17 protein-coding genes are annotated in these 24,582 nt (G+C 63.2%); 1 reads left to right on the top strand and 16 read right to left on the bottom strand.

Annotated elements, in window-relative coordinates; all coding sequences use genetic code 11:
* Positions 1-71: 71 nt before the first annotated feature.
* The 15 genes from ACIQUG_RS11475 to ACIQUG_RS11405 all read right to left on the bottom strand — a co-directional run bounded on the left by ACIQUG_RS11475 (position 72) and on the right by ACIQUG_RS11405 (position 20,233).
* Positions 72-1,685, bottom strand: a complete 1,614-nt coding sequence (locus tag ACIQUG_RS11475) for a GMC family oxidoreductase (RefSeq protein WP_402321264.1) — start codon at positions 1,683-1,685, stop codon at positions 72-74.
* Between the two features lie 21 nt (positions 1,686-1,706).
* Positions 1,707-2,924, bottom strand: coding sequence for a mandelate racemase/muconate lactonizing enzyme family protein (locus ACIQUG_RS11470; RefSeq protein ID WP_402321261.1), 1,218 nt, complete (start codon positions 2,922-2,924; stop codon positions 1,707-1,709).
* Positions 2,925-2,928: 4 nt separating this feature from the next.
* Entirely contained in the window at positions 2,929-4,206 is a 1,278-nt protein-coding gene (locus ACIQUG_RS11465; RefSeq protein WP_402321258.1) for a nitrate/nitrite transporter, read from the bottom strand.
* Between the two features lie 108 nt (positions 4,207-4,314).
* On the bottom strand, positions 4,315-5,739 hold the full coding sequence (gene aldA, locus ACIQUG_RS11460) for an aldehyde dehydrogenase (protein WP_402321255.1): 1,425 nt from the start codon (positions 5,737-5,739) through the stop codon (positions 4,315-4,317).
* Positions 5,740-5,934: 195 nt separating this feature from the next.
* Positions 5,935-6,813: a LysR substrate-binding domain-containing protein gene (locus tag ACIQUG_RS11455; protein ID WP_402321252.1), complete on the bottom strand. Its 879-nt coding sequence runs from the start codon at positions 6,811-6,813 to the stop codon at positions 5,935-5,937.
* 256 nt (positions 6,814-7,069) lie between these two features.
* Positions 7,070-9,094, bottom strand: coding sequence for a beta-N-acetylhexosaminidase (locus ACIQUG_RS11450; RefSeq protein ID WP_402321249.1), 2,025 nt, complete (start codon positions 9,092-9,094; stop codon positions 7,070-7,072).
* Positions 9,095-9,172: 78 nt separating this feature from the next.
* Positions 9,173-10,123: an ABC transporter ATP-binding protein gene (locus ACIQUG_RS11445; protein ID WP_402321246.1), complete on the bottom strand. Its 951-nt coding sequence runs from the start codon at positions 10,121-10,123 to the stop codon at positions 9,173-9,175.
* Entirely contained in the window at positions 10,120-10,935 is an 816-nt protein-coding gene (locus ACIQUG_RS11440; RefSeq protein ID WP_402321243.1) for an ABC transporter ATP-binding protein, read from the bottom strand. Before ACIQUG_RS11440 ends, ACIQUG_RS11445 begins: the two co-directional genes overlap by 4 nt.
* Positions 10,932-11,834 carry an ABC transporter permease gene (locus ACIQUG_RS11435; protein ID WP_402321240.1) on the bottom strand — a complete coding sequence of 301 codons (903 nt, stop codon included), beginning with the start codon at positions 11,832-11,834 and terminating at the stop codon, positions 10,932-10,934. The genes ACIQUG_RS11440 and ACIQUG_RS11435 overlap by 4 nt, the downstream gene beginning before the upstream one ends.
* A complete protein-coding gene (locus ACIQUG_RS11430) occupies positions 11,831-12,814 on the bottom strand; it encodes an ABC transporter permease (RefSeq protein WP_402321237.1) in 984 nt (327 codons plus the stop codon). The genes ACIQUG_RS11435 and ACIQUG_RS11430 overlap by 4 nt, the downstream gene beginning before the upstream one ends.
* 19 nt (positions 12,815-12,833) lie before the next feature.
* Entirely contained in the window at positions 12,834-14,447 is a 1,614-nt protein-coding gene (locus ACIQUG_RS11425; protein ID WP_402323010.1) for an ABC transporter substrate-binding protein, read from the bottom strand.
* A gap of 403 nt (positions 14,448-14,850) precedes the next feature.
* A complete protein-coding gene (locus tag ACIQUG_RS11420) occupies positions 14,851-16,848 on the bottom strand; it encodes a glycosyltransferase (RefSeq protein ID WP_402321234.1) in 1,998 nt (665 codons plus the stop codon).
* Positions 16,830-18,062: an HlyD family secretion protein gene (locus tag ACIQUG_RS11415; RefSeq protein ID WP_402321231.1), complete on the bottom strand. Its 1,233-nt coding sequence runs from the start codon at positions 18,060-18,062 to the stop codon at positions 16,830-16,832. The genes ACIQUG_RS11420 and ACIQUG_RS11415 overlap by 19 nt, the downstream gene beginning before the upstream one ends.
* 250 nt (positions 18,063-18,312) lie before the next feature.
* The gene (locus ACIQUG_RS11410; RefSeq protein WP_402321228.1) at positions 18,313-19,206 is read right to left on the bottom strand and encodes a DMT family transporter; all 894 of its coding nucleotides are present in this window, start codon (positions 19,204-19,206) and stop codon (positions 18,313-18,315) included.
* 97 nt (positions 19,207-19,303) lie between these two features.
* The gene (locus ACIQUG_RS11405; protein ID WP_402321225.1) at positions 19,304-20,233 is read right to left on the bottom strand and encodes a sugar ABC transporter substrate-binding protein; all 930 of its coding nucleotides are present in this window, start codon (positions 20,231-20,233) and stop codon (positions 19,304-19,306) included.
* Positions 20,234-20,572: 339 nt separating this feature from the next.
* Between ACIQUG_RS11405 and ACIQUG_RS11400 the strand changes: the two genes are divergently transcribed.
* Positions 20,573-21,370 carry a C1 family peptidase gene (locus tag ACIQUG_RS11400; protein WP_402321222.1) on the top strand — a complete coding sequence of 266 codons (798 nt, stop codon included), beginning with the start codon at positions 20,573-20,575 and terminating at the stop codon, positions 21,368-21,370.
* A gap of 54 nt (positions 21,371-21,424) precedes the next feature.
* On the opposite strand, the gene ACIQUG_RS11395 is transcribed toward ACIQUG_RS11400, so the two are convergent.
* Positions 21,425-24,580 (bottom strand): efflux RND transporter permease subunit, encoded by a 3,156-nt coding sequence (locus ACIQUG_RS11395; RefSeq protein WP_402321219.1) that lies wholly within the window; start codon positions 24,578-24,580, stop codon positions 21,425-21,427.
* Between the last annotated feature and the right edge of the window lie 2 nt (positions 24,581-24,582).

Raw genomic sequence — 24,582 nt, 5'->3', positions numbered from 1 at the left:
ACGCCCGAGCGCCGCCAGTCGGTCCGCGTCCGCTTCCCCCGCCTTCGAGACGGGGAAGCGTCGCGCAAGCGTCAGGCTGCATCCGCAAGGATCAGATCGGCGCCCTTTTCCGCGACCATCATCGTCGGCGCGTTGATGTTGCCGGCGGTGATGTTGGGGAAGATCGAGGCATCGACGACGCGCAGGCCGGGAACACCGTGGACCTTCAGGCGGCTGTCGACCACCGAACTCGACTGGTCCGGCCCCATCGCGCATGTGCCGCAGAGGTGGTAGATCGAGCCCGAGTTTTCTCGGAAATAGTCCATCAACGCTTCGTCGCTTTCGACGCGCGGCGTCGGCGAAATTTCTTCTGCCGTCAGCGAAGAGAGCGCCGAGGCAGATGCGATGCGCCGGACGAGCCGGCTGCCCTGCAACACCTCGTCGATATCGCGATCGGTCGTCAGATAGTTCGGTCGGATCAACGGCTTCGCCAAGGGGTCGCCGGACGCGATCGAGATGCTGCCGCGGCTGGTCGGGCGGCAGGAGTTGAAGCAGATCAGGTAGCCGGGATAGGGCTCCGGCTTCAGCCCGGCCTTCGGGTCCTTCGGGATCCGGTAGGAGAGCGGGTTGAAGTAAAGCTGGATGTTCGGCCGCTCTTCGTCGGGCCGGCCGCGGAAGAAACCGCCCGCCTGGTTGACGCTCATCGAGAACGGTCCCTTGCCGGTCAAGAGATATTGCAGGCCGAGACGCATCTGGCCGAAGAGGCTGCCGAACTCGTCGTTGAGCGTCGGGATCGTCGCGCGATAATAGAAGCTGGCGCAGAGGTGATCCTGCAGGTTCTGCCCGACGGCCGGCAGATGCCGGCGCGTTTCCACGCCCGCTGACGACAGCGCCTTGCCGTCGCCGATGCCCGAGACCTGCAGCAGTTGCGGGCTACCGACCGCGCCGGCGGCCAGGATGACCTCGCGCCCGGCCGTGAAGCGCCGCCGCGTCCCGTTCTGGATGACATCGACGCCGGTCACACGCCCGTCTTCACCAAAGACCAGCCGCTCGGCCTGCGCATAGCGTTCGATCGTCAGATTCGGACGCTTGAGGGCGGGCCGCAGGTACTCCGCGCTCGAATGCGAGCGGCGGCCATTGTTGGTGTTGACGTCGTAGACACCGGCGCCCTCGATCGAGGCACCGTTGAAATCCTCGTTGAGCGGCAGCTGCAGCGATCCGCAGCTTTCCAGAAATGCGTCGGTGATCGGGTGCGTCATGCCGCGCATCGGCGTGATGTGGATCGGACCTTCGCCGCCGTGCCACTCGGACGAGCCGCGCGCATGGGTTTCCAGCCGGCGGAAATAGGGCAACACCTCGTCATAGCCCCAGCCGGAATTGCCGGCGCTCTTCCAATCGTCGAAGTCGTCGCGCGCGCCGCGCACATAGATCATCGCGTTGATCGAGCCCGATCCGCCCTGCACCTTGCCACGCGGCACGTAGATGCTGCGATCCTGAAGCGCGGCCTCGGGCTCGCTCGAATACATCCAGTTGACCGCGGGATTGTAGTAGCTGCGGGCGTAGCCGACCGGGATCTTGAACCAGAAGGAATTGTCGTTGCCGCCGGCCTCGATCAGAAGCACCGTGTGGCGACCGTTTTCGCTGAGCCGGCTCGCAAGGATGCAGCCCGCCGACCCGGCGCCGACGATGATGTAGTCGTAGATCATCTCGAAGTCCTATCGTCGCTGTTATCCGCGTGCCGGCGCAAAGGCCTTCACATCCGCCGGCCGGCTGTCCATCTGCAGGTGCAGACGCTCGCCGGTATAGGGCGTGTGCTTCTCGACGACGTCCATGTTGAGTTCGATGCCAAGGCCAGGCTCGCGTGACGGGATGATGTAGCCATCTTCGACCACGAGCTTGGTCTTCAGCACATCCGCATGAAACCCGCTGAAATCGAGGATCGCCTCATGGATGAGGAAGTTCGGCGTCGCCGCCGAAAGCTGGATGCTGGCGGCGGCGCCCACCGGGCCGTTGTAGAGATGCGGCGCGATCAGGGCGTAACAGGCCTCGGCCATGCCGGCGATCTTCTTCGCTTCCAGCAGTCCGCCGACGCGTGCGACGTTCATCTGCAGGATCGAGGCAGCCTTCAGTTCGAGGATGCGCTGGAACTCATATTTGGTCGTCAGGCGCTCACCGGTCGAAATCGGAATGGAGGTCGCGCGCGCCACCTCGGCCATCGCCGCTTCCTGGCCCGGTGGAACCGGCTCTTCGAACCAGAGCGGGTCGTATTTCTCAAGCCGTCGGGCCAGCCGGATCGCCGAGGACGGCACCATCTGACCGTGGGTGCCGAAGAGCAGGTCGGCGCTGCTTCCGACCGCATCGCGGATCTTGCGGCAGAATTCCTCCGAGCGGTCCATCACGCCAAGCGAAAGCTGATGGCCGGAATAGTTGGTATACGGACCGGCCGGGTCGAACTTGACGGCGGTAAAGCCCATTTCGACCATTTCGACGGCACATTCGGCGGCGAGATCCGGGTCGTTGAAATCGAACTCGCCGGCCGCATTCTTCGGGTAGAGATAGGTATAGGCGCGCAACTTCTCGTGCACCGTGCCGCCCAAGAGGTCTGCGACCGGCCGGCCGGCTGCCTTGCCGATGATGTCCCAGCAGGCAATCTCAAGGCCCGAGACGATGCCCATCATCGTCGGGTCCGGGCGCTGGGTGAAACCGCTCGAATAGGCCGAGCGCCAGAAGCGCTCGATCTGGTGCGGGTCATGCCCGAGCAGATGCCGCTCGAAGACGTCCTCGATCAGCGGCATCAGCGCCTTCGGATGGAACGAGGTGGCGTAGATCTCGCCGATGCCCTCGATGCCGCAGGCGGTCGTGAGGCGCACGAAGATCCAGTACATGCCACCCACATGCGGCGGCGGGACGGCGACGGCATAGGTCTTGAGAGACGCGATCTTCATGGGGTCATCCCTTTTTCTTGAGGCGGGCCATCAGCGCCAGGGTGGCGATGGCGCCGAGGACGCAGATGGCGGCGATGTAGCCGAAATAGAACTGGTAGCCGGCGATGCCCGGATAGCGGTCCGAGAGATATCCGTTGACCAGCGGCAGGTAGGTGTCGGGCGCGTAGCCGACGAGCGAGATGATGCCGATCGCAAGGCCGGTGATGTTTGCAGGCACCTGGCAATCGTCGAGGATCGCCCAGTAGAGACCACGGATCGTATAGGTGATGAGGCCGACGAGCAGCACCAGCCCGACGAAGAGGATCGTGGAGCCGATGCCCGGCAGGGCGATCATCGCCACGAGGCTGGCGGCGGCAACGATGAAGCTCAGGAGCAGGATGCCGGTTTTTCCGAAGCGGTCACCGAGCAAGCCGCCGCCGATACCGCCGACCGGGCGCAGCCAGAGCTTGATCGTGACGATCAGGCCGGCCATTGCGGCGGAAATGCCGAATCCGCCTTCCTGCAGATAGGCCGAGAAGCTGTAGGTCGCGAGGAACACGTGATAGCCGCAGAAGATGATGGCGGCGACGAGCCAGACCTCGGGGATGCGGAGCAGCGTCTTGGTGTCGGCGAGCAGGTTGCCCTCGCGCTTGCGCGCGCTCTTGTCGACAGCGACGGGCTGCGACACGGCGAAATAGGCAATGCCGACGACGATGCAGAAGACGGCATAGAGCAGCACGACATCACGGAAACCGGTTGCCAGACCGGCACCGCGCGTTTCCGTCGTGAAGACGAAGAGCGCTATGGCGACGCTCGCCAGCAGCGCCTCGACGAGGCCGCGGCCGCCGTCGAGAATGCCGAAGAAGCGTCCCTGCTCATTGGCGCCGGCAATCAGGTTCACCTGCTTCAGCGTCGCCGCCCAAAACGTCAGGCCCGTCGTGACGCCGAAACCGCAGTAGATGACGAGGAGCGATGAGTAGCCGGGCAGCGTCGCGTACCAGAGGCCGAGCAGACCGGTGCCGACCATGGAGATGAGAATGAGGATGCGCGGCTGGACCCGGTCGGCGAGCCAGCCGCTCGGCAGGTAGCCGACGAGGAAGCTGGTCCCGAGGATGGAATAGAGGACGCCAAGCTCGGTGTTCGAGAGCTTCAGCACCTCCAACATCGTCGTCTGGTAGGATTGGCGCAGATAGAGGATCGGATAGATCGCGCCGGCGGCGATCACGATCAGCGCCAGTTGCAGATAACGGCTGCGGGCCGACACGGACGGCGCAGCGATGTCTGTTTCGGAAATTGAGCTCAAAGGTCGTCTCCTCCCCGACCGATGGCGGGAGCAATGCCATCGGTCCGGTCTTGATGTTGATGTCCGAACAATTCCGGTTCCCGTCCGGAATTGCGTCATTTCAAATGATCAGTGTTTCAGGACGACGAGGCGCGTCTGGGTGAATTCCAGCATGCCGTGCTTGCCGTCGTCGCCGCCGAGGCCCGAGCGTTTCCAGCCGGCATGGAAGCCCTGATAGGGATCGGCCGGGAAGCGGTTGACATAGAGCTCGCCCGCCTCGATCGCGTCGCTGGCCCGCATGACGGTGCGATAGTTCTCGGTGAAGAGCACCGAGCTCAGGCCGAACTGATGGTCGCTCGCCAGCGCCAGCGCGTCCTCGAAGGTGGAATAGCGGATCACCGCAAGCACCGGACCGAAGACCTCTTCGCGCACGATTTCCATCTCCTGGCGGCAGCCGGAAATCAGCGTCGGCGGATAGAAGTAGCCCGGGCCCTCCGGCAGATAACCGCCGGTCTCGACCGTTCCGCCTTCCGCCTTCGCCTGCTCGACCATTTCATGCACGCGCTTTTGCGCGGCGGCATTGGCAAGCGGCCCCATGCGGGTCGCATCCTCGGCGCGGTCGCCGAAGGTGCGGGCTGCAAAGCCCTCCCGCAGCTTGGTGAGCAGCGTGTCATGCACGCTTTCATGCACATAGAGCCGCTCGGCGCTGGTGCAGACCTGGCCGCAATGGGCGGTCTTGGCGGCGATGATCGCCTGCGCCACAGCATCGAGGTCGGCATCCGGCTCGACGATGACAGGCGTCTTGCCGCCGAGTTCGAGCGAGGGCTTGGCGATGTTTTCCTTGCAGTAGTCGAGCACGATGCGGCCGGCCGAAACGCTGCCGGTCAGCGTGATCATGCCGACGCCGGGATGGGTGCAGAGCGTTTTGGCAACGTCATGCGACATGGTGAGGATATTGACGAGGCCCTCCGGCAGGCCGGACTCGACGATCGCTTCGGCAAAGGCGAAGGCGGATGTCGGCGTGTTGTTGCTCGGCCGCACGACGACGGCGTTACCCGCTATCAGCGCTGGGGCGATTTTGCGCACAAGCGTGTAGATCGGATAGTTGAACGGGATCAGACCGGCAACGACACCGATCGGAACACGCTTCAAGAGCAGCGTTTCACCGGGATTGTCGCTCTCGATCACTTCGCCCTCGATGCGGCGGGCCCATTCGGCGTGGTAGCGCATCAGTTCGGCGCCGTAGATGACCTCGGCGGTCGCGTCGGCGAGGCTCTTGCCCGACTCCTTTGCCAGGGCAGCGCCGATGTTCTCGGCCCGTTTTTCCAATACGGTCGCCAGTCGGCGGAGCGCGTCACCGCGCTGGATAGCCGGCACCGCCGCCCAGCCGCGCTGCGCCTTCACGGCTGCCTCGACTGCCGCTTTTGCCTCCTCATCCGTGGCAGCCGGGACCGATGTGAAGATCTGGCCGGTTGCCGGATTGCGGACGTCGATCGTCATCGCAGACGTGCTTTCGATGAAACGACCGCCGGAAAAGTTGCGATAGGGGCTCATGGCATCTCGGATGTGTTGGCCGCGGCTCCGGGCGCCAAAAGCGCGCGGGACAAGCGGACTGCGCGGGAGAGAGCACAACGAGCGACGGCCCGTCTCTCTCCCCGACCGAGACCGTCACGAAACTGTTGCGACGATAGGCCTGGAGGCACAAGCGAGTAATTTTCAGTGAGAGCATTCCAAAATGGAATGCTTGGCTCAGGCCGCGCGGTCGGCCGAAACTTCCGTAAGCAGCCAGGCACGAAAAGCATCGACCTTGCTGTCGGTTCCTGCCTGGGGCCGCGTCACGAACCAGTAGGACTCATGCCCCTCGACTTCGACATCGAAGAGTTGCACGAGCTGCCCAGTTTCCAACTGAACCCGCACCATCGAACGATCGGCAACGGTGACGCCCAGACCCGCGCAGGCCGCCTCGATCGCAAGGTCGAGCAGGTCGAACTCCAGCCCGCCGCGCGTATCGACATCCTGGAATCCGGCCGCATCGAGCCAATGGCGCCAGGTCAGGTAGCGCCGATCGGGCGAGGCCAATACATGCAGGAAGGTAAAGCGTTGGAGGTCTGCCGGACCCTCGACACTCACCCCTTGGAGCAGCGATGGCGCACAGACAACCACATGCCGCTCCGTCATCAGAATGCTGGCATCCAGCATCGGCCACTCGCCGTCGCCGAAGCGGATGGCGCAGTCGAGAAGACCGCGCTCGGCAAGCGTGTCCGTGGCCTCGGTGCTGAGGCTGATGTCGACGTCCGGCAAAGCTGCGCGCAGTCGCGGCAGGCGCGGCAGCAGCCAACGCTTGGCAAAGGTCGGCGGAACGTTGACCCGCAACCGGTTCTGGTTGCTCTTCTCGGTGATGCTGCGCAGCGACACCTCGATGCTGTGAAACGCCTCCTGGATCGTCGCCAGCAATTCGGCGCCGGCCGGCGTCAATTCGAGATGGTGGTGGCGGCGGATGAGCAGGTCTTCGCCAAGTTCGTCCTCGAGATTGCGCACCTGCCGGCTGACGGCGCTTTGCGTGAGGTTGAGCCGTTCTGCCGCCCGCGTGAAGCTGCGGGTCTGCCCGACCACTTCGAAGACCTTCATCGCCGACAATCCAGGGAGTCTTCGCATCGATAACGTGGCCTCGGGAAACTACTATATCTCCGCGGATTGCCGCGGATCGATGCTTACTCTTGCGTGCCGTGCTCCAGCGCACAAGCACGAAAATCCAAACCTCACCTACTGACCACAGGCATGCGTCCGGTTGTCTCGCAACGACAAACGGCGGCTCAAGCCGCCGTTCACCTATCCAATCCATCGCCTGGCCAAGCCCAGACGAAAACTGGAAACTCAATCGTTCTTACTCCGCTGCATAGAAGCCGTAGAGTACCGGCATCAGCCCGACCAGGGCCTCGAAACGCTTGAACGACTTGCGCTCCGGCTTGGTCCAGCCGGTTTCGGCGAGCGCCGAAAGCCGGGGGAAGACGAGCCGATCGAAGACGGCGCGGTCGGTCATCGGTTCGGACCAGATGCAGCATTGCACGCCGAGCAGATGCTTCTTCTGGGCATCCGTCCAGCCTTCCACGGGATCGAAGGTGTAGAGCTTTTCCGGATCCGACCAGCCGGCCCAGCTACCGCCCGGCTCCGACCAGGCGGGGCTGTTGGCCATATCGAGATAGTAGACCTGGCCGGGGCAGACGACGATGTCATAGCCTTCCTCGGCGAGTGCTGCCGATGCCTCGACCGTGCGCCAGCCGAAGAGCAGCGATTTCGCCTTGTCGATGACATTGCCGTGGGCCGCCTCCTGCCATCCGCCGGTGACGCAATCGCGGCTTGCCAGGAATTTCTGGACGCGGGCCAGGAACTCGCCCTGCAGCACCGCTGCACCCGAGCCGTCGATCTCGTCGGCACCGTGGGTGTTGGTGACGACGTTCAGCCGCTTGGCATGGGTTTCGGCGACCTCGTCGCCGGCGAGCGCGCGCAGCCGTGCCAGTGCTTCCGGCGAACCGGACCAGGCGCCGAGCGGCACCTCGTCGGCGCCGACATGGATCGCCCGCATCGGGAAGAGCTCGATCAACTCGTCGAAGATGATCTCCAGCACGCGATAGGTCTCTTCGCGCGCCGGGTTGAGGCAATTGTCCGGGAAGCCCTGGACCGAATGATAGCTGCCCTTCTCGTCGGGATCGCGCAGCTCCGGGATCGCCTGCAGCATGGCATAGGAATGTCCGGGAATGTCGATTTCCGGCATTACCTCGATGCCGAGGTTTGCTGCAAGCGCCACGATCTGGCGGACCGCCGCCTTGGTGTAATAGCCGCCGGTCGGTTCAGGACCGGAGCCGAGCAGCGGCGGGATCTTGCGGCCGTGGCCACGCCAGGCGCCGATTTCGGTCAGCGCCGGATAGGCGTCGATCTCGATACGCCAGGCCTCGTCATCGGTCAGGTGCCAGTGGAAACGATTGAGCTTGTTCCAGGCCATCAGCTGCAGGAAGCGCTCGACTTCCGCTGTGCTGTAGAACTGCCGGGCGACGTCGAGATGGGTGCCGCGCCAGGCGAGCGCCGGCTCGTCTTTGATCTCGCCGCCCGTCGGAAACACGAAGGTGCCCGAATGCGACCGCGCCCCGCGCAGGACCTGACCGAGCGTGATAAGGCCGTAGAGGATGCCCGTCTCGCTACCGCCCGAAACGGCAACGCCAGCGGGCGAGAAGCGGATCGTGTAGGCCTCCGGACCAAGATCGATCGCCTTTGCCAATTCGACCGGGAAGCCACCCTCCGCCGCCGGCCGGACGATGCCCTCGACCGGAAACAGGCTTGCGGTGAGATCGGCAAAGGCCTTGGCGGCGGCGGAAGCCTCGCTGCCTTCAGGCTTCAGATCGAGGCCCGGAGGCGCCAGCAACTGACCGGAGACCGCAACAGCCTGCGGCCAGGGTACGATCGAGACCGGCACCGGCGCCACCTTCGGCACCGGATAGACGGCGGCGCCGCGCTTCAGCTCGGCATTGTCGCCGTGCGCCCGCGAGGCAAGCACGGCCACCGGCGCATTCGTGCCGTCGGACAGAACGAGGAAAGCGGCATTGGCGCCATCGGTCCAGTGGCGCGGCTCGAAGCTCATGCCGAGGGCCTTGAGCGTCCAGCTCGCGCCGGGCTTCAGCTCAAACCCTTCCGGCGGCGCGAATTCGGCATAGTTGGAGAGCCGGACGAGAAGCTGCCCGCCCTCGACCTCGGCGGCAGGATCGATGCGCGCGGGGCCGGAGACGCCGAGGCGAAAACCCTTAATCGTCCGGTCCGAATTGTTGGTGAGCGTCAGCGCATATACCGACCTGTCGGCGGTGCCAACGGGCACCCAGAGCGTTTCCAGAAGATAGTCAGATTTGGCGGCAAACGTCATCAAATGGCTCCATGAATGATTGGTCTCTGCGATCGGCCGGAAGGCCAGCGCGTTTCTTGGCGAAGGCGTGTCCTCGGTTCACATAGCTCCCGTCGGCGTTTGGCCAAGGGCACGGACGAAGTGATTCACGGTAACTTCTTCCACGTCGTCGGAGGCCGGACGGCTCTTTCGCCGCACCTCGTCAGCATGGGCGAGGAAGCGGGCGCTTTGCCCCGGCACGAAGGGACGATCGGGATCTGGAACCGCGGACAGAAGCAGTTGCGTATAGGGATGGCGGGGATTGCCGATGACGGCACTGGTCGCGCCCCACTCGACCATCTGGCCTGCAAACATCACGACGACCTCCTCGGCAATGTGCGCGGCGGTGGCGATATCGTGGGTGATGTAAAGCATGGCGAGGTTGCGCTCGCGCTTGATGCGCGCAAGCAGTTCCAGGATGTCGAGCCGGATCGAAACGTCGAGCATCGACGTCGGCTCGTCGGCGACGAGCACATCCGGCCCAACGGCGAGCGCCCGGGCAATGTTGACGCGTTGGCGCTGGCCACCGGACAGTTCGTGCGGAAATTTTCGCGCGGTCACATCGGGATCAAGGCCGACATCGGAGAGCAGGCGCGCGACCGCAGCCCGTGCTTCGGCCCCGGTCTTCGCATGACCGTGCAACAGAAGCGGCCGCGCAAGATGGTGGTAGATGGAGAACACCGGATTGAGCGAGGCGAACGGATCCTGAAACACCATCTGGATCGCCCGGCGACGCAACTTTTCCTCGGCGCGGTCGCCGGCCTCGGTGACGTCGGCGCCACGAAACGCCATCCTCCCCGATGTCGGCGCATCGAGCCTTGCGACGATGCGGGCACAGGTGGTCTTGCCGCAACCGGACTCGCCGACCAGCGCCAGCGCGCGTCCGGGTTTCAAGGCGAGCGAAATCCCCCGCAATGCCTCGACGGCGCCAAAGCTGCGCCTGATATCCTTGAGGCGCACGATCGCGTCGTCTTCACCAGCCATTGTCGTCGCTAGCGGCATCACGTTCATTCGACGACCCCCAGGCTGCGGACGGATGACGGCAGTTGCGGGATCGCGCCCCAAAGTTTCCGCGTGTAGTCGTGCTCCGGCGTCCGGCTGATCTGCTGCGTGTCGCCGACCTCGACCAGTTGCCCTTTCAGCATAACACCGATGCGGTGGCAGAGCTGCGCCATCAGGTGCAGGTCATGGGTGATGAACAGCACCGAGAAGCCGAGGCTGCGCTGCAGGTCGACGATCTGCTCTAGGATCTCCCGCTGCACCACCACGTCGAGCGCCGTCGTCGGCTCGTCCATGATGATCAGCTCCGGCTTCAGCGCCAGGCAGATGGCGATAACGATGCGCTGCCGCATGCCGCCGCTGAACTGGTGCGGATAGTCGTCGAGGCGCCCCACCGGAATGCCGACGAGCCGGAACATCTCCTCTGCCCGCGCACGCGCCTGCTGCCGCGTCGCGCCGGTGTGGCGGCGCAGCACATCGAAGAACTGCGCCTCGACCCGCATCAGCGGGTTGAGCGAATTCATCGCGCTCTGGAACACCATGCCGATCCGCCGCCAGCGCACGTGCTGCAGCGCCATCTCCGGCATCTTCAGGAGGTTTTGCCCGTCGAGCAGGATCTCGCCGCCGGCGACCCAGGCCGGCGGCTTCGAGAGCCGGGTGATCGCATAGGCGATCGTGCTCTTGCCACAACCGGATTCGCCGGCAAGGCCGAAGAGTTCACCCCGGCGGACCTCGAAGGAGACGTCGTTGACGGCACGGAACGCGCCGTCGTCGAGCAGATAATCGACGTTGAGGTTGCGGATTTCCAGAAGTGTATCGCTCATCGGGCCGCCTCCAGCTCGCGGCGGCGCAGTCGCGTCAGGCGCAGCCAGCGGCTGAGCGCCGGCCCGGAGCGAAGCTGCGGATTGGCGATCTCGTCGAAGGTGAAGTTGATGAGTGCAAGACCAAGGCCGACGAGCGCGATGCCTGCGGCCGGAACGGCAATGTCCCACCAGGCGCCGACGATGATCGCCGAGGAGTTCTGCGCGTTGTAGAGCATGGTGCCCCAGGTCACCCGGAGCGGATCGCCGAAACCGAGATATTCGAGCGTCGTCTGGGCGACGATCGCATAGATGATGCTGCCGACGACGTTAATGCCGATCAGCGGCACCAGATTGGGCAGGATCTCGACGAAGATCACCCGCCAGTGCGGCTCGCCGACCATGCGCGCCGCCATCACGAATTCGCGCTGCCGGAGCGCCATGGTCTGCGACCGCGTCATGCGCGCGCCCCAGGGCCAGGAGGTGAGCGCGATGATCGCCATGATCGCCATCGGCCCGACCGTGCCGGCAAAGGAAGCGAGCAGGATCAAGAGCGGGATGTTGGGGATGACCAGCACGGCGTTGGTCGCAAGATCGAGCGTCGCATCGGTGCGGCCGCCGAAATAACCGGCGACGAGGCCGACGATTGTGCCGAGCGCTGTGATCGCGAGACCGGTGGCGAAACCGACGGCAAGCGACGGCCTGGCGCCCCAGACAAACTGCGAGAACACATCGCGGCCCATCTTCGTCGTGCCGAAGACGTGCTCGACGGTCGGCGGCTGATGCGAACGGCCGACACGCTCGCTCGGATCACCCGGTGCCAGAACCGGAGCGAACAGCGCCATCAGGCAGAGCGTGAGGATGATGACAAGGCCGGCGACGGCCTTCTTCTGCCGCCAGAACAAGGAGACGCCCGCATTCATGCCCTGCCCTCCCTGATGCGCGGATCGACCACGCCATAGATGATATCGACCAGGAGATTGGCGCCGAGTGTGGCGATCGTCATCAAGAGCAGTTGCCCCTGGATCACCGGATAGTCGCGGGCGACGCTCGCGGTATAGAGCGTCAGGCCGAGGCCCGGATAGTTGAAGACGATTTCGGTCACGATCGAGCCGCCGAAGACCGCACCCAGCATCAGCGCCAGATTGGTCAGCACCGGCAGCATGGCGTTGCGCGCCGCATAACCGAACATCACGGTCGCTTCCGACAATCCCTTGGCCCGGCCCATGGTGACGTAGTCCTCGCCGAGCACCGAGATCATGCTGGAACGCATGGTCGTCTGGAACTCGCCGATCAGATAGGGCGAGAGCGTCAACACCGGCATGATCGCATGCAGGAAGACGCTGCCGAAGAAGGTGAAGTTCAGCCCCGGATCGAGGTTCGGATCGTAGGCGTAACCGACCGGCAGCAGCCGGAGCGTCACGCCGAAGGTGAAGAGAGTCGCGAGCGCGATGATGACAGGCGGAACGGCGATCATCACCACCGAGAAGGGCGAGACGAAACTGTCGAAACGCCCGCCGCGACGCCAGGCGGCAATCGCGCCGAGCAGCACGCCGATGCAAAGCGAGAAGACGATGGCGGTCACCACGAGGAATGCCGTCCACCCGGCCGAGCGGCCGAGAACTTCAAGCACGGTTTGCGGATAATATTTGACCGAGACGCCGAGATCGAAATGAGCGAGCCCGACGACATAGTCGACGAACTGCTGCCAGATCGGCTGCTCGATCGCACCGAAGCGCGCCTTGATCGCCTCGACGGCCGCGGGCGTTGCCCGCGGTCCGAGTTGGGCGATCATGCTGTCGACGGGGGACCCCGGCATTAGCCGGGGAACCGCGAAATTCATGACGATCGCGAAGAGGAACGCCACGCAGTAGACGGTAAGCCGTCGACGGGAAAGTCGCATCGCTGGAGCCCGCTTTCGCTTATTGTACGGGCTTCAGGCGAAGCAGATGCACCAGCCGCATCCGGTTGTTGTCGTGATCCTCAGGGTTCATGACCGGCTCGTCCTTCGTCACCCAGCCAGTGAAGCGCTTGGTCGAGAACTGATACCAGGTCGGACCGTTGAAGACGGGAACGACGGGCAGATTGTCGGCGACGATTACCTGCACCTGGTCGAACAGCTTCTTGCGCTCCTCGTCCGTTGCGGCGCGGCGGTAATCATCGAAAACCTTGTCGAGGTCCGGGTTGGAATAGCGTGACGGCGCGCTGGTGATACGCCCGCCGAAGCCGGTCGACAGCGACTGGAAGTAGCCGCGGAAAGGCGTCGGCCCGTCGGCGCGCGAATTCATCACCGCCTCGAAGCTGCCGTCGAGGATCTGTTTCTGCCACTGCTCGTATTCGGGCGTCGCGACGGAAGCGTTGACACCGATCTTACGCAGACCTTCGGCCGCGATCTGCACCGCGTCGATCCAATCGGTCCAGCCGTTCGGCACGATGATCGGGAAGGCGATGGGCTTGCCGCTCGGCGTGGTGCGGAAGCCTTCGCCGTCCTTCTTGTAGCCGGCATCGTCGAGCAGCTTGTTGGCCTTGTCGATGTCATAGGCGAGCCACTCGTCCTGCGCGCCCTCGGCGGCCTTGTTGCGCCAGCTGTCGAAGCGCGGCGGCAGGCCGCTCGCATGGGTGTTGACGACCGGGTAGCCGAACCCGGCGATATCGACCATCGCGGTGCGGTCCATGGCAAGGCTGAAGGCGCGACGGAAGGTCATGTCGTTGAAGGCTTCGGCATTGCCGGGGTTCGACGACTTGAAGTTCATCTGGAAGGCAACGGTTTCGGCCGGCGGCTGCCAGTAGCCGTTGTGCTCGGCATCGAGGCCGACATAGGTCTTGTCGATCTGCGGCAGGAAGGAGCCGAACCAGTCGATCGAGCCCTCCGGCAGCAGCGCCAGCATCTGGTCGTTGCCGGAAATCTGCGGCAGCTTCAGGCAATCGACCTTCAGCGTCGCGGCATCCCAGTAGTTGGGGTTGCGGCACTGCTCGTAGACCTGCGGCGTGAAGCGGCGGATCTCGGTCATCGGGCCGGAGCCGACGGGCGTCTCGTTCTTGAAGGCCAGCGGATCCTTCACATCCTTCCAGATGTGCTCGGGCACAACCGGGAAATCGGCAAGCGACTCCGGAAAATGCGTGTCCACGTCCTTGAGATTGATCTTCACCTCGGTCGGCGACGGCGCCTCTACGGAAGCGACGGTCTCACCGACGCCGACGGTATCGACGGCCGGGTTCTTGAGCATCATCTCGAGCGTGAATTTCATGTCGGCCGAGGTCAGCGGCTTGCCATCCGACCACTTCACGCCGTCACGCAGCGTGTAGGTGATCGACTTCAGATCGTCGGCAAACTTGTAGGCCGCCGCCAACCGAAAGACCGGCTTGCCGCCGTCGTAATCGTTGAAGATCACCAGCGGCTCGTAGACGAAATCCATGGTGCTCTGCCGACGACCGCCAAGGTCGAACGGGTTGAAATTCTGCACCCAGCTCGTCTGCTCTTCGATGTGCATGGTGAGCACGGATTCAGCGCGCGCCTCTGCGGCGCCGATCATCATCAGCACGGTCGCGAGCGTCCCAAAACGCCATGCCGTACCGCTCCTCCCGACCCTCGGCACATTGCGCAAAGGCCGCATTTCCTCGACTGCCGTCATGACGAATTCCCCCTCAGGCTTCGTTGATCGAACTATTAAGTCAAGTAATTTGACTTAACGATAAGTCCGCCAAAGTCGCGCTGTCAATCGGGGTATTTTCGCCGAGACTAAAGTTATGGTGCGAACCGCCAAGTGGTATTTCGAACGAGAATACCAATTCCGAAAAAGCGGCGGTCAGCGGTTTGTTTAGACTGCTAGTTTGGTCGCAGATGTACCCAGGCCGGAGGATGAAAGGGGAGAATCACTGCGCGGACCAGCGAAGTTTGGTGGCAGCCGGAGCTAGGCGCCGGCTCGCAGCGACCGTGTGCTAGGAGACAGTACGCGTACGTCCGAAGGCACGCAGCAAGAGGTTCACGGAAACCGCGACCTTGTCGATATCAGGAATGTCCTGGGAATAGCGGCCGGTGTAGAGCTTGACGATCATCCGGTCGCGCTCCGTGCCGTCGAGATCGTAGTAGAGGTGAAGGTAGAAGCGCCGCTTGTCGCCGGTACGCGATATGTCGCCGCGCCGTTGCGTCACTTGCCTGAGATCTGCCTGCAGCGGCTCGAAACCGTCGAGCCGGAGCGTCACCTGCGCAGACTGGAAGCGCACCTCCGGCGGAACCGCGACCACCGCCTTGTCGAGCGAGAGGCTGACCACACGCCCGGGTGTCCCATCGACATTGGCAGGCTCGTCGAGCTTGAAAGCCTGGAAAAGGCGACGCGGCTTCTCGAAACAGATCAGCGACGCAATGACGAGGACGACGATGTTGATCCCCGACCAGACGGCTCCGATCGCCGAGAACGACCCTTGGACCTGCGCCGTTTCCGGCACGAGGTTGATCAGAAGTCCCAGCGCCGTGACGGCGATGAAAGCGGCAATCCAGGTAAACGTGTAGGCGTCGAAGCTGTTTGCCTCATTACCGGTGCCTTTCGGGGTTACCTTGAACGGCTTACCGAAGGGGCGCACGAGGCTGGAGAGAACCGTCGGCAGCATGCGGAAGGTGGCGAAAGTCCCGACTGCGCTGGAGACCACAGGCAGATAGCGCGTCGGCGTGATCCAGAGCATCAGCAGGAAGTAGGCCGCGAGCACCGGAAGCTGGTTTGAAACATAGTCGGCAACGCCGGTGAAGTGCAGCGGCAAGGCGCCGAACCAGAGATAGGCGATCGGCACGATCAGGACGATCAGGCGCACGACGTACTGGACCAGCCAGGACATGGGGAGAAACATGGTCCGCTGAAACAAGGACAGGCCCGGCCCACGCAAGGGATCGTTGTGGAGATAGAGCGTCTGGATGCCGCCCTGGCACCAGCGCTCCCGCTGGACGAAATAGCCGGTCAGGTTCTCGGCCGCCAATCCCATGGACAGACGTTCGTTCAGGTAGCGGGTCTTGTAGCCCTTGTTCAGCATCGAAAGGGTCGTCAACAGATCTTCGGTGATCGACTCGGTCGGGAAGCCGCCGATCGCATCTACGGCCTTGCGGCGGGCGATCGAGCAAGAACCACAGCAGAAGCTGACGTCCCAGACATCGCGACTGGGTGCGATCTCATCAAAGAAGAGGCGCTGTTCGTCTGGCCAGATGTTCTCCAGGCCCAGATTGGATTGCACCGGATCGACATTGAAGAAATGCTGCGGGGTCTGGACGATCCCGATCTTCTCGTCCGAGAAAAACGGCAATGTGCGCTTGAGAAAATGGCGATAGGGAACAAAGTCTGCATCGAAAATGGCGATGAAATCGCCGGAGCTCGCGCGCAGTCCATTGTTCATGTTCCCGGCTTTCGCGTGCGCATTGTCCGTCCGCGTCAGGTGGACCGCACCCCGCTCGGCGCAGAAGGTCTTCAGCCAATCACGCCGGCCGTCGTCGAGGACATAGACCTTGAACTTGTCCTTCGGATAATCGAGCGCTAACGCCCCGACGATCGTACGCTCCAGCACATCGAGCGGCTCGTTGTAGGTCGGAATGAAGACATCGACCGTCGGTAGGTCCTGTTGCTCGCGTGCGAAAAAAGTCTTTCCCAAGCGGTCCGCTTCAAGACTGCGGTCGACGTATCGGCTCATCAGAATGAGGAACAGAACGACCTCCGTGAAGGCAAGGAGCTCGATGACGAAGACGATCCAGACCCACCAGACGTTCGCGCCATCGGTTGGATAGGGAAGGACGGTCTCGAAGAGGCGCCAGACCATGTAGCGCAATGCGACCGCCCCAACGACCGCGCAGGTGATGGTGCGCGCCCAGCTTTGATGCCGCGACCAGTTCGATGGCCCAAGCAGGAAGAAGGCGATCACCAGCAATGTCGGCGCGAGCGCTAGAAGAGGTTGAACCACAGCCCTTTGATCCACTGTGTCAGTTGCAGGTTGTGCCGGGAGATGCGAACCTGGGCGGTCCGCCCCACCTGGCAAAAATTGCCAAAATCGGTGTTGAGAGCCGAGGGGAGGAGTTGAACGCGGATTCTCGCATCGCGCTCCGCGGCTTCCGGCTCCTTGGCCGCGAGATTGTCTTTCTCGACGACGGCGGAAGAGCCTTTGACGGCCTGCACCTTCCCCTTGAAGACTTCGCTTCGCCCGAGAAGCCGGACTTCCGCCTCACGGCCCGGATAGATCTCGTCGTAATCGACTTCGGGAACGAGAATGTCGACGAAAAGTTCGCGGCAATCGAGGATACGCAACAGCTCGTTGTTCAAGATGACGTTGGAGCCGTTGACGACGTTGCGGGTCCACACCACGCCGCTGAAGGGCGACGCGACTTCTGCCAGTTCGAGACTGCGAACGCGCTTCTCCTCTTCCTTCAGTTGCCGTTCAATCTGGTCGGCACGCGTGCGGTTTTCGACGATGCGAGTGTTGATGTCGTTTATGCGAACGATCACCTCGTCCTGACGCTGGCGCGAATAGGGTACGTCGTTTTGACCGTCGCCGACGATGAATACCCCCTGCCGCAGCGCTGTCAGCCGTTGTTCGAGCAGATCGAGCGACAAATTGCTGATCTCGACTTCGCCGCCAGTGGCGGCGCCGGCGGCGGCTGCCGCCTCGACCATCTTGCGCGTGAAGATCCCCTTGGATTCCAGTTCCTGCCGCCTGCCCAGGTCTACCTGCGCAACGACATCCTGAGCGCGGGACACCTCAACGCGCTTCTGCAGAATGCGAAGCTCGCTTTCCAGGCTGGCAATGGTGGCGTTCTTGAAATTCTCGAGCCGATGGGCGAGCTGGTTGCGCAACGCAACGAGTTCGTCCCTTTCCCGCTGCAGGGCTGTGACGCGATCGGCGGCCGTTTTTCCTTCCGCGTGCAGGGAGGCAAGGATCGCCCGATTGACCCGTTCGTTGCGGATGGTCAGAAGCGTCTCGTTATCTGCGACCGGCGCGCCGATGCGCGGCGGCGCCTGTCCGATTTCGCCGTCGATCGGCGCATTGATGACCGCAAAACGCGCGTTTACGGTGCCATCGAGGCTGGTAAAGCCCGTCAACCCGGGCAAGAGCACGGCGATTGCAAGCGTGAGCAGCAGGATGCCGATTGTGACGCGTGTGATGCGATGGTTCAGGAGCATGCCAACGGTTCCCACTCACGACACCGCCGGGCGGGGCAGGCACAGGAGCGTGATCCGGTGTGCGACTGCCGTTCCGGCTGCGTAGAGAAGATCGTGCGCAAACGCGCGGCGGGCAACCCTTAGAAATTGGTGCTTTTGTCATTCGGTTAACCAGTTGCGAACGATCAGCGCCCCTCGACACAACCGGTCGAGTTCTGATCCGGGACGATCATGCCGGCGCAGACGCTTCGACTTAAAGTAAGAGTGATCTTCAGGCGGCCGATCTGGACGGCAAAGCAACCTGACAGATCATGGCGAGGAAGATGACCACGCAGCCGAAGATCTGGGAAAGGCTCAAGGGCGTCCCGAGAAACGCCAGCGCGAAGACGAGAACCCATACCGGTTCGCAGCACATGATCACCGATGCCCGCGCCGCCGAGATCAGCTGCTGGCCGCGAAACTGCAGGACGAAACGCAGGCAGGTCGAGACCAGGATGCTTGCCAGGAACCAGCCCCAGGTCTCGATCGAAGGGACCGCCGCGGGCATCTTTTCGACGAGCAGTGAAAAGGCGAGGATGAGCACCCCTGCGACCACCAACTGGATCGCGGCTACGGCCACCGCGCCGACCTCGGCGGAATTGCGTTTGACCAGCGCGATGCTCGCCGCCCAAAGCAGGGCCGAGACGACAAAATAGAGGTGAGCCGCCTCGACGCGGGCGCCGGGGCCAAGAAACAGCAAGCCCATCCCGGCAAGCGCGACGGCGATCGAGATCCAGAGCGCTCGCCCCACAGGCCAGCCGAAGAACAGCAAGCCGAAAACCGGTACCAGCAGGTTGCCGGTCGAGGAGATGAAGGCGGCAACGCCGGGGTTCGTCGTCTGTTTCAGGCCGAAAATCCAGGCCATCATGGCGACGGCAAAGGCGAGCGCGCCGGGAAGCAGCAGGCGCACCGCCCTGCCGAGTTCGGCAAAGGTCGCGAACCGCGCCAGGAGACCGATCAGCAGGCCGGCGATGACGAAGCGGCTGCCGAGGAAGAGTAGCGGCGGCAGCTCGGCTAGCGCATGGATCGAAAACAGCCATCCGGCCCCCGCCACGAAGGCCGCGATTGCGATCTGCAGGTCGGCAATCGGCTGGGAAGGATGCTGGGCGAAACGATCAGAAGACATTTGACACGAGAAGAGCCGGCGGGCCTGTAACGAGCGGCCTGCCGGCTTCTCTATCGCTTAAAACCGGGATCTACCAGTGATTGTTTGACGCGAAAGGCTATTGGTTCGCCTTGGCGTAGTCCTTCATGTTCCCGGGCGTTACCAGTTCGAACGGAACCCAGATCTGCCGTTCCGTCTTTTCCTCCCGCGCCAGGGCGACGGCGGCATCCATCGCGGTTGCGCCCTGCGCGATTGCGTTCTGGAAGACGGTAACGTCGAGATCGCCGGCAGCCATGGCGGCAAGCCCGTCCGGCGTCGCATCGATGCCACCGACCACCACCTTCGACATGTCGGTGCCCGCCGCCTTCATCGCCTGGATCGCGCCGATCGCCATCTCGTCATTGTTGGCGATGACGGCATCGAATTCCCGTCCGGTCGACAGCCAGTTGGTCATGATGTTGCTGGCCTCGAGGCGATCCCAGTTGGCGCTCTGCTCCTCGATCACGCTCATGCCCTTGCAGCCGTCGGTGGCGATGACGTCGTGGATATCCTTCGTGCGGGTCAGCGACGAATGATTGTTGAGCGGGCCCATCAGCACGTAGACGGCACCCTTGCCGCCAAGCAGCCGGCACACTTCCTTCGTTTCCAGCGTGCCCGAGTCCACCTCGTTCGATCCGACGAAGGCCGCCGTTTCGGGAAGCGCATCGACATCGGCCGGCGGATGGTTGGCGTAGACAATCGGAATGCCGGCAGCGCTCGCCATTTTCGTCAGCGCCGGAGTGCCGTCACCATCGACGGCAACCACGACGATCGCATCGACGCCGGAGGAAATGAAGTTCTGCACCTGATCCAGCTGCTTGCTCGGATCGTTCTGGGCGTCCTCGACCTGGACCGACACGCCATCGAGCTTGGCTGCCCGGTCTTCCATGCCCTGACGCAGGATGGTCAGGAACGCGCTGTCGGAACGGGCAATGGTGATGCCGATGTTCTCGGCGTGAGCGGTGCCAGCCAGCAGAACCGACATGGCGGCAAACAGCAACTTCCTCATTCGAAACCTCCCAGGGGACCAGACGACTTATGAACGCTAAACGGAATGCATGATCCATTAAATGTCAATAATGAAACGTGCATTTCATTATGCACAACGATGGAATGATCGAAAACCCTGCGAAACCCAGGATTTTCAGCGTGCATAATCCTGATAATATAAACCTATATGTGTATCATCTTGACACACGCACCGCGGTCGCCGGGGAGATTTCGACTGCACCCTCCGGAAACGAGGGAACCGCTTTCGGCTGTCGTCTCACCGGACATACCGGCGGCGCGCGGCGCATGCATCCGTGACTTTCACCCACCCAACCCAAGCTGCCGGCAGGAGATCCCGATGACCGTACAGGAAGCAATTCTCAACTTCGGCTATGATCCCACGATCAAGGAAGACGGCCCGCTGCTCCGGCCGCCGATACCGGCATCGCTGCCGAGCGCGGCAAGCGTCAACGCGCTTTATCTGCCGCCGCCCAAGGCACAGGGCACACCGAGCCATGTCGGCAGTCCCGGCAGTTGCGCCGCCTGGGCCACGACCTACGGACTTGCCAGCTATTGGGCGGCGGTCTCGACCGGCGAGGCGCCGTTGCAACCCGTGCGGCAGGCAAGCCCCGCCCATATCTACATCGAGGTGATGAAGAGCTACGGGAAGACGGGCTGCGCGGGATCGCAGCTCGCCTCCTATCTCAATCTGCTCAAGCAGGGCGGCACCCCGAACTGGAAGACAGCGCCCTATTTTCCGAATTGTCCCGAGCTCTGGTCGCGCTACGATCCCAACGCCCTTGCCGATGCCAGCTTCCAGATCCCCGGCTGGGCGACGGTCGAGACCAGCGATCTCGACGCGATCAAGGCCGTCATCGTCGCGGGCGGCGCGCTTTGCTACGGCACCTCCCTGAACAAGGGCTTCATGCAATATGAAGGGCCAAGCGCGTTGAGGGGCCCACTGGAAAAGCTGCCGAACACCGGCCATTGCATGTTGATCATCGGCTACGACGACGAGCAGCAGGCCATTCTCATCCAGAACAGCTTCGGAGAGAAATGGGGCTGCGAATGGAACGGGCGTCATGGCTATATCTGGATGGGCTACGAGCTATTCCAATACCTCGCCCAGGGCCAGGCGATGTACATTACCGCCTGACGTCGGACGGCTTGCCCGCCGCCCGATCTGCCATCTTCGCAAGGAGCCGTGGCGCTACTCTGCCGCCACGGCTGCGGGATAGGCTACGGTCTTTGCGTCCTCGGCCTCGATGCTTTCCGCCGTCTCAGGCTCGGCGGAACCTTTCTTCGGTTCGCGCCCGAAGAAGAGCGCATAGCCCGCCGGCAAAACCAGGATCGTCAGCACGGTCGCGACCAGAATGCCGCCCATCATGGCGTAGGCGAGCGGCCCCCAGAAGACGCCGCGCGAGATCGGGATCAGCGCCAGCACTGCCGTCAGCGCCGTGAGCGTGATCGGACGGAAGCGCCGCACGGCCGACCCGACGATCGCCTCGGCGCGGTCCATGCCCGCCGCGATATCCTGGTCGATCTGGTCGACGAGGATGATCGAGTTGCGCATGATGATGCCAAGCAGCGCGATGACCCCGAGGATCGCGACGAAGCCGAAGGGCGCGCCGCTGATCAGAAGGGCAGCCGCCGCACCGATGATGCCGAGCGGACCGGTCGCGAGAACCAGCATCGCCTTGCCGAAATGCTGCAGCTGGATCATCAACAGGATGACGATGACACCGAGCATGATCGGCGCCTTGGCGGCGATCGAGGCCTGGCTTTCGGCGGAATCCTCGGCACCGCCCTGGATTGCGATCGAGTAGCCGGCAGGCAGGCTGTCGCGCAGCGGCTGCATTTCGCCGAACATCTTCATCGCCACGTCGTTCGGCTGCACCCCATCCGGCAGCGTGCCGCGCACGCTGATCGTCGGCAGGCGGTCGCGGCGCCATTCGATGCCCTGTTCGAGCACCGGCACGACCTTGGCCACCTGCGAGAGCGGTACGAAGCCGCCGAAGTCGGTCGGGATGTAGATGGAATCGACCGAACTCAGGAGTTTACGGCTGTCCGCCGGTTCGCGGGCGACGATCGCCACCGTCTCCTCGCCGTCGCGGAAGTTGTCGAGCGGCGCACCGGTGACGCTCGCCTGCAGTATCTGGCGGATGCGCTGCGAGGTGACGCCGAGCGCGCGGGCGCGGTCCTGGTCGATCACCAGTTTCATGCCCGGCACCGGCTCCAGCCAGTCGTCATGCACGGCGCCAAGCTGCGGGTTCTCGTGGAACTTCGCCTTGACGCGATCGGCGATGCGCCTCACCTCTTCCCGATCCGGTCCCATGATGCGCATCTGCACCGGCCAGCCGGTGGGGGGGCCTAGGAACAGGCGATCAACCTTGGCGCGGATCGACGGGAAATCAGTGGCCAGAATTCCGCGCATCTTGGCGATCAGCCGTTCGCGCGCCGGCTCGTCCTTGGCCATCACGAGAAGCTGGGCGAAGTTCGGATTGCGAAGCTGCTGGTCGAGCGGCAGGAAGAAGCGCGGCGCACCCTCGCCGATATAGGTGGCGATGAAGCGCTTGTCCTCGTCGTCCATCATGCGGGCTTCGAGTGCCTTGGCCTGTTTCTCGACTTCCTTGATGCTGGTGCCTTCGGGCAGCCAAAGGTCGACCAGGATTTCCGGCCGTGACGATTGCGGGAAGAAGTTCTTCGGAATGAACTGGAAGGCCCAGAGGCTGACGAAGAAGATGACGAGCGTCGTCGACAGCACGATGATGCGATGGCGCACGGCCCACGTCACCGTCGTGCGCAGGTGACGGTAGAAGCGCGTGTCGAAGACGTCGTGATGGTTGCCCGCGTGGCTGCGCTGCTTCAGGAGCATGTTGCCGAGCCAGGGCGTGAAATAGACGGCGACAAACCAGGAAACGACGAGCGCGATGCCGACCACGTAGAACAGCGAGCGCACATATTCCCCGGCGGTCGAGGCGGCAAAACCGACAGGAATGAAGCCGGCTGTGGTGATCAGCGTGCCCGTCAGCATCGGGAAGGCGGTAGAGGTATAGGCGAAGCTCGCAGCTTCGACCTTCACCAAGCCCTCTTCCAGTTTTCGCTCCATCATCTCGACCACGATCATGGCGTCGTCGACCAGAAGGCCGAGCGCAATGATCAAGGCGCCGAGCGAGATGCGCTGCAGGTCGATACCGAGCTCGTACATGATGGCGAAGGTCGCGGCCAGAACGAGCGGGATGGTGATCGCGATCACCAGGCCCGAACGCCAGCCGATCGACAGGAACGACACGACCAGCACGATCGCCAGCGCCTCGCCGAGAGCCTTCATGAATTCACCGACGGCTTCCTTGACCACTTCGGGCTGGTTGGAGACCTGGTCGACCTTGACGCCATAGGGCAGCGACGCCTCGAAGCGCTCATAGGTCGCCTCCACCGCGTTACCGACATCGGTCACCTTGAAGCCCTTGGCCATGACGACGCCGATCTGGACGCTGTCTTGGCCGTTGAAGCGGAACTTGCGCGAATAGGGATCCTCGAGACCGGAGCTGACCGTGGCGATGTCGCCAAGCCGGGTGATCTGGCCGCCGGCGCGAAGCCTCAGGTTCTTCAAGTCCTCCACCTTGTCGAGACTGCCTTCGACCGAGATGCGCACCGAGCGCGTGCCGGTATCGACCGCACCCGCCGGATCGATGTTGTTCTGGCCGGCAATCGTGCTGCGCAAATCGTTGAGCGTCAGCCCGCGCTCGGCCAGCGCATTGGACGAGACGTCGATATAGATCTTCTCCGGCTGGTCGCCGATGATGACGGCCTTCTCGACGCCGGGCGTCGTCAACAGCATGTCACGCGCCTGGATGGCGAACTTCTTCAGCTCCGGATAGCTGTAGCCTTCGCCGCTCAGCGAATGCAGCGTGATGAAGGTGTCGCCGAACTCGTCGTTGAAATAGGGACCGAGCAAGCCTTCGGGCAGCTCGTTGGAAATGTCGCCGACCTTCTTGCGGACCTGATAGAAGGCGTCCGCCACCTGCTGCGCGTTGGTATCGCCTTCGACCTGCAGGGTGATGATCGCGCTGCCGGCACGCGTATAGGAGCGCACGAAATCGAGATGCGGCGTTTCCTGCAGCTTGCGCTCGATCTTGTTGACGACCTGGTCCTGCATCTCCTCGATCGAGGCGCCCGGCCAGAAGGCCTGCACGACCATGACGCGGAAGGTGAAGTCCGGGTCTTCCTTCTGTCCCATGCGCATCAGGCCGAAGACGCCGGCAAGGATGATGAGGCCGAACAGGAAACGCGCCATGCTCGGATGCGCGATCGCCCAGCGCGAAAGGTTGAAAGGCCGCTTTTCGTCGGAAGAGGAGGTGGTCATCG

Source organism: Ensifer sp. NPDC090286, assembly GCF_044769565.1.
Taxonomy (GTDB): Bacteria; Pseudomonadota; Alphaproteobacteria; order Rhizobiales; family Rhizobiaceae; genus Ensifer.
This window is presented reverse-complemented; position numbering and strand designations above follow the sequence as displayed.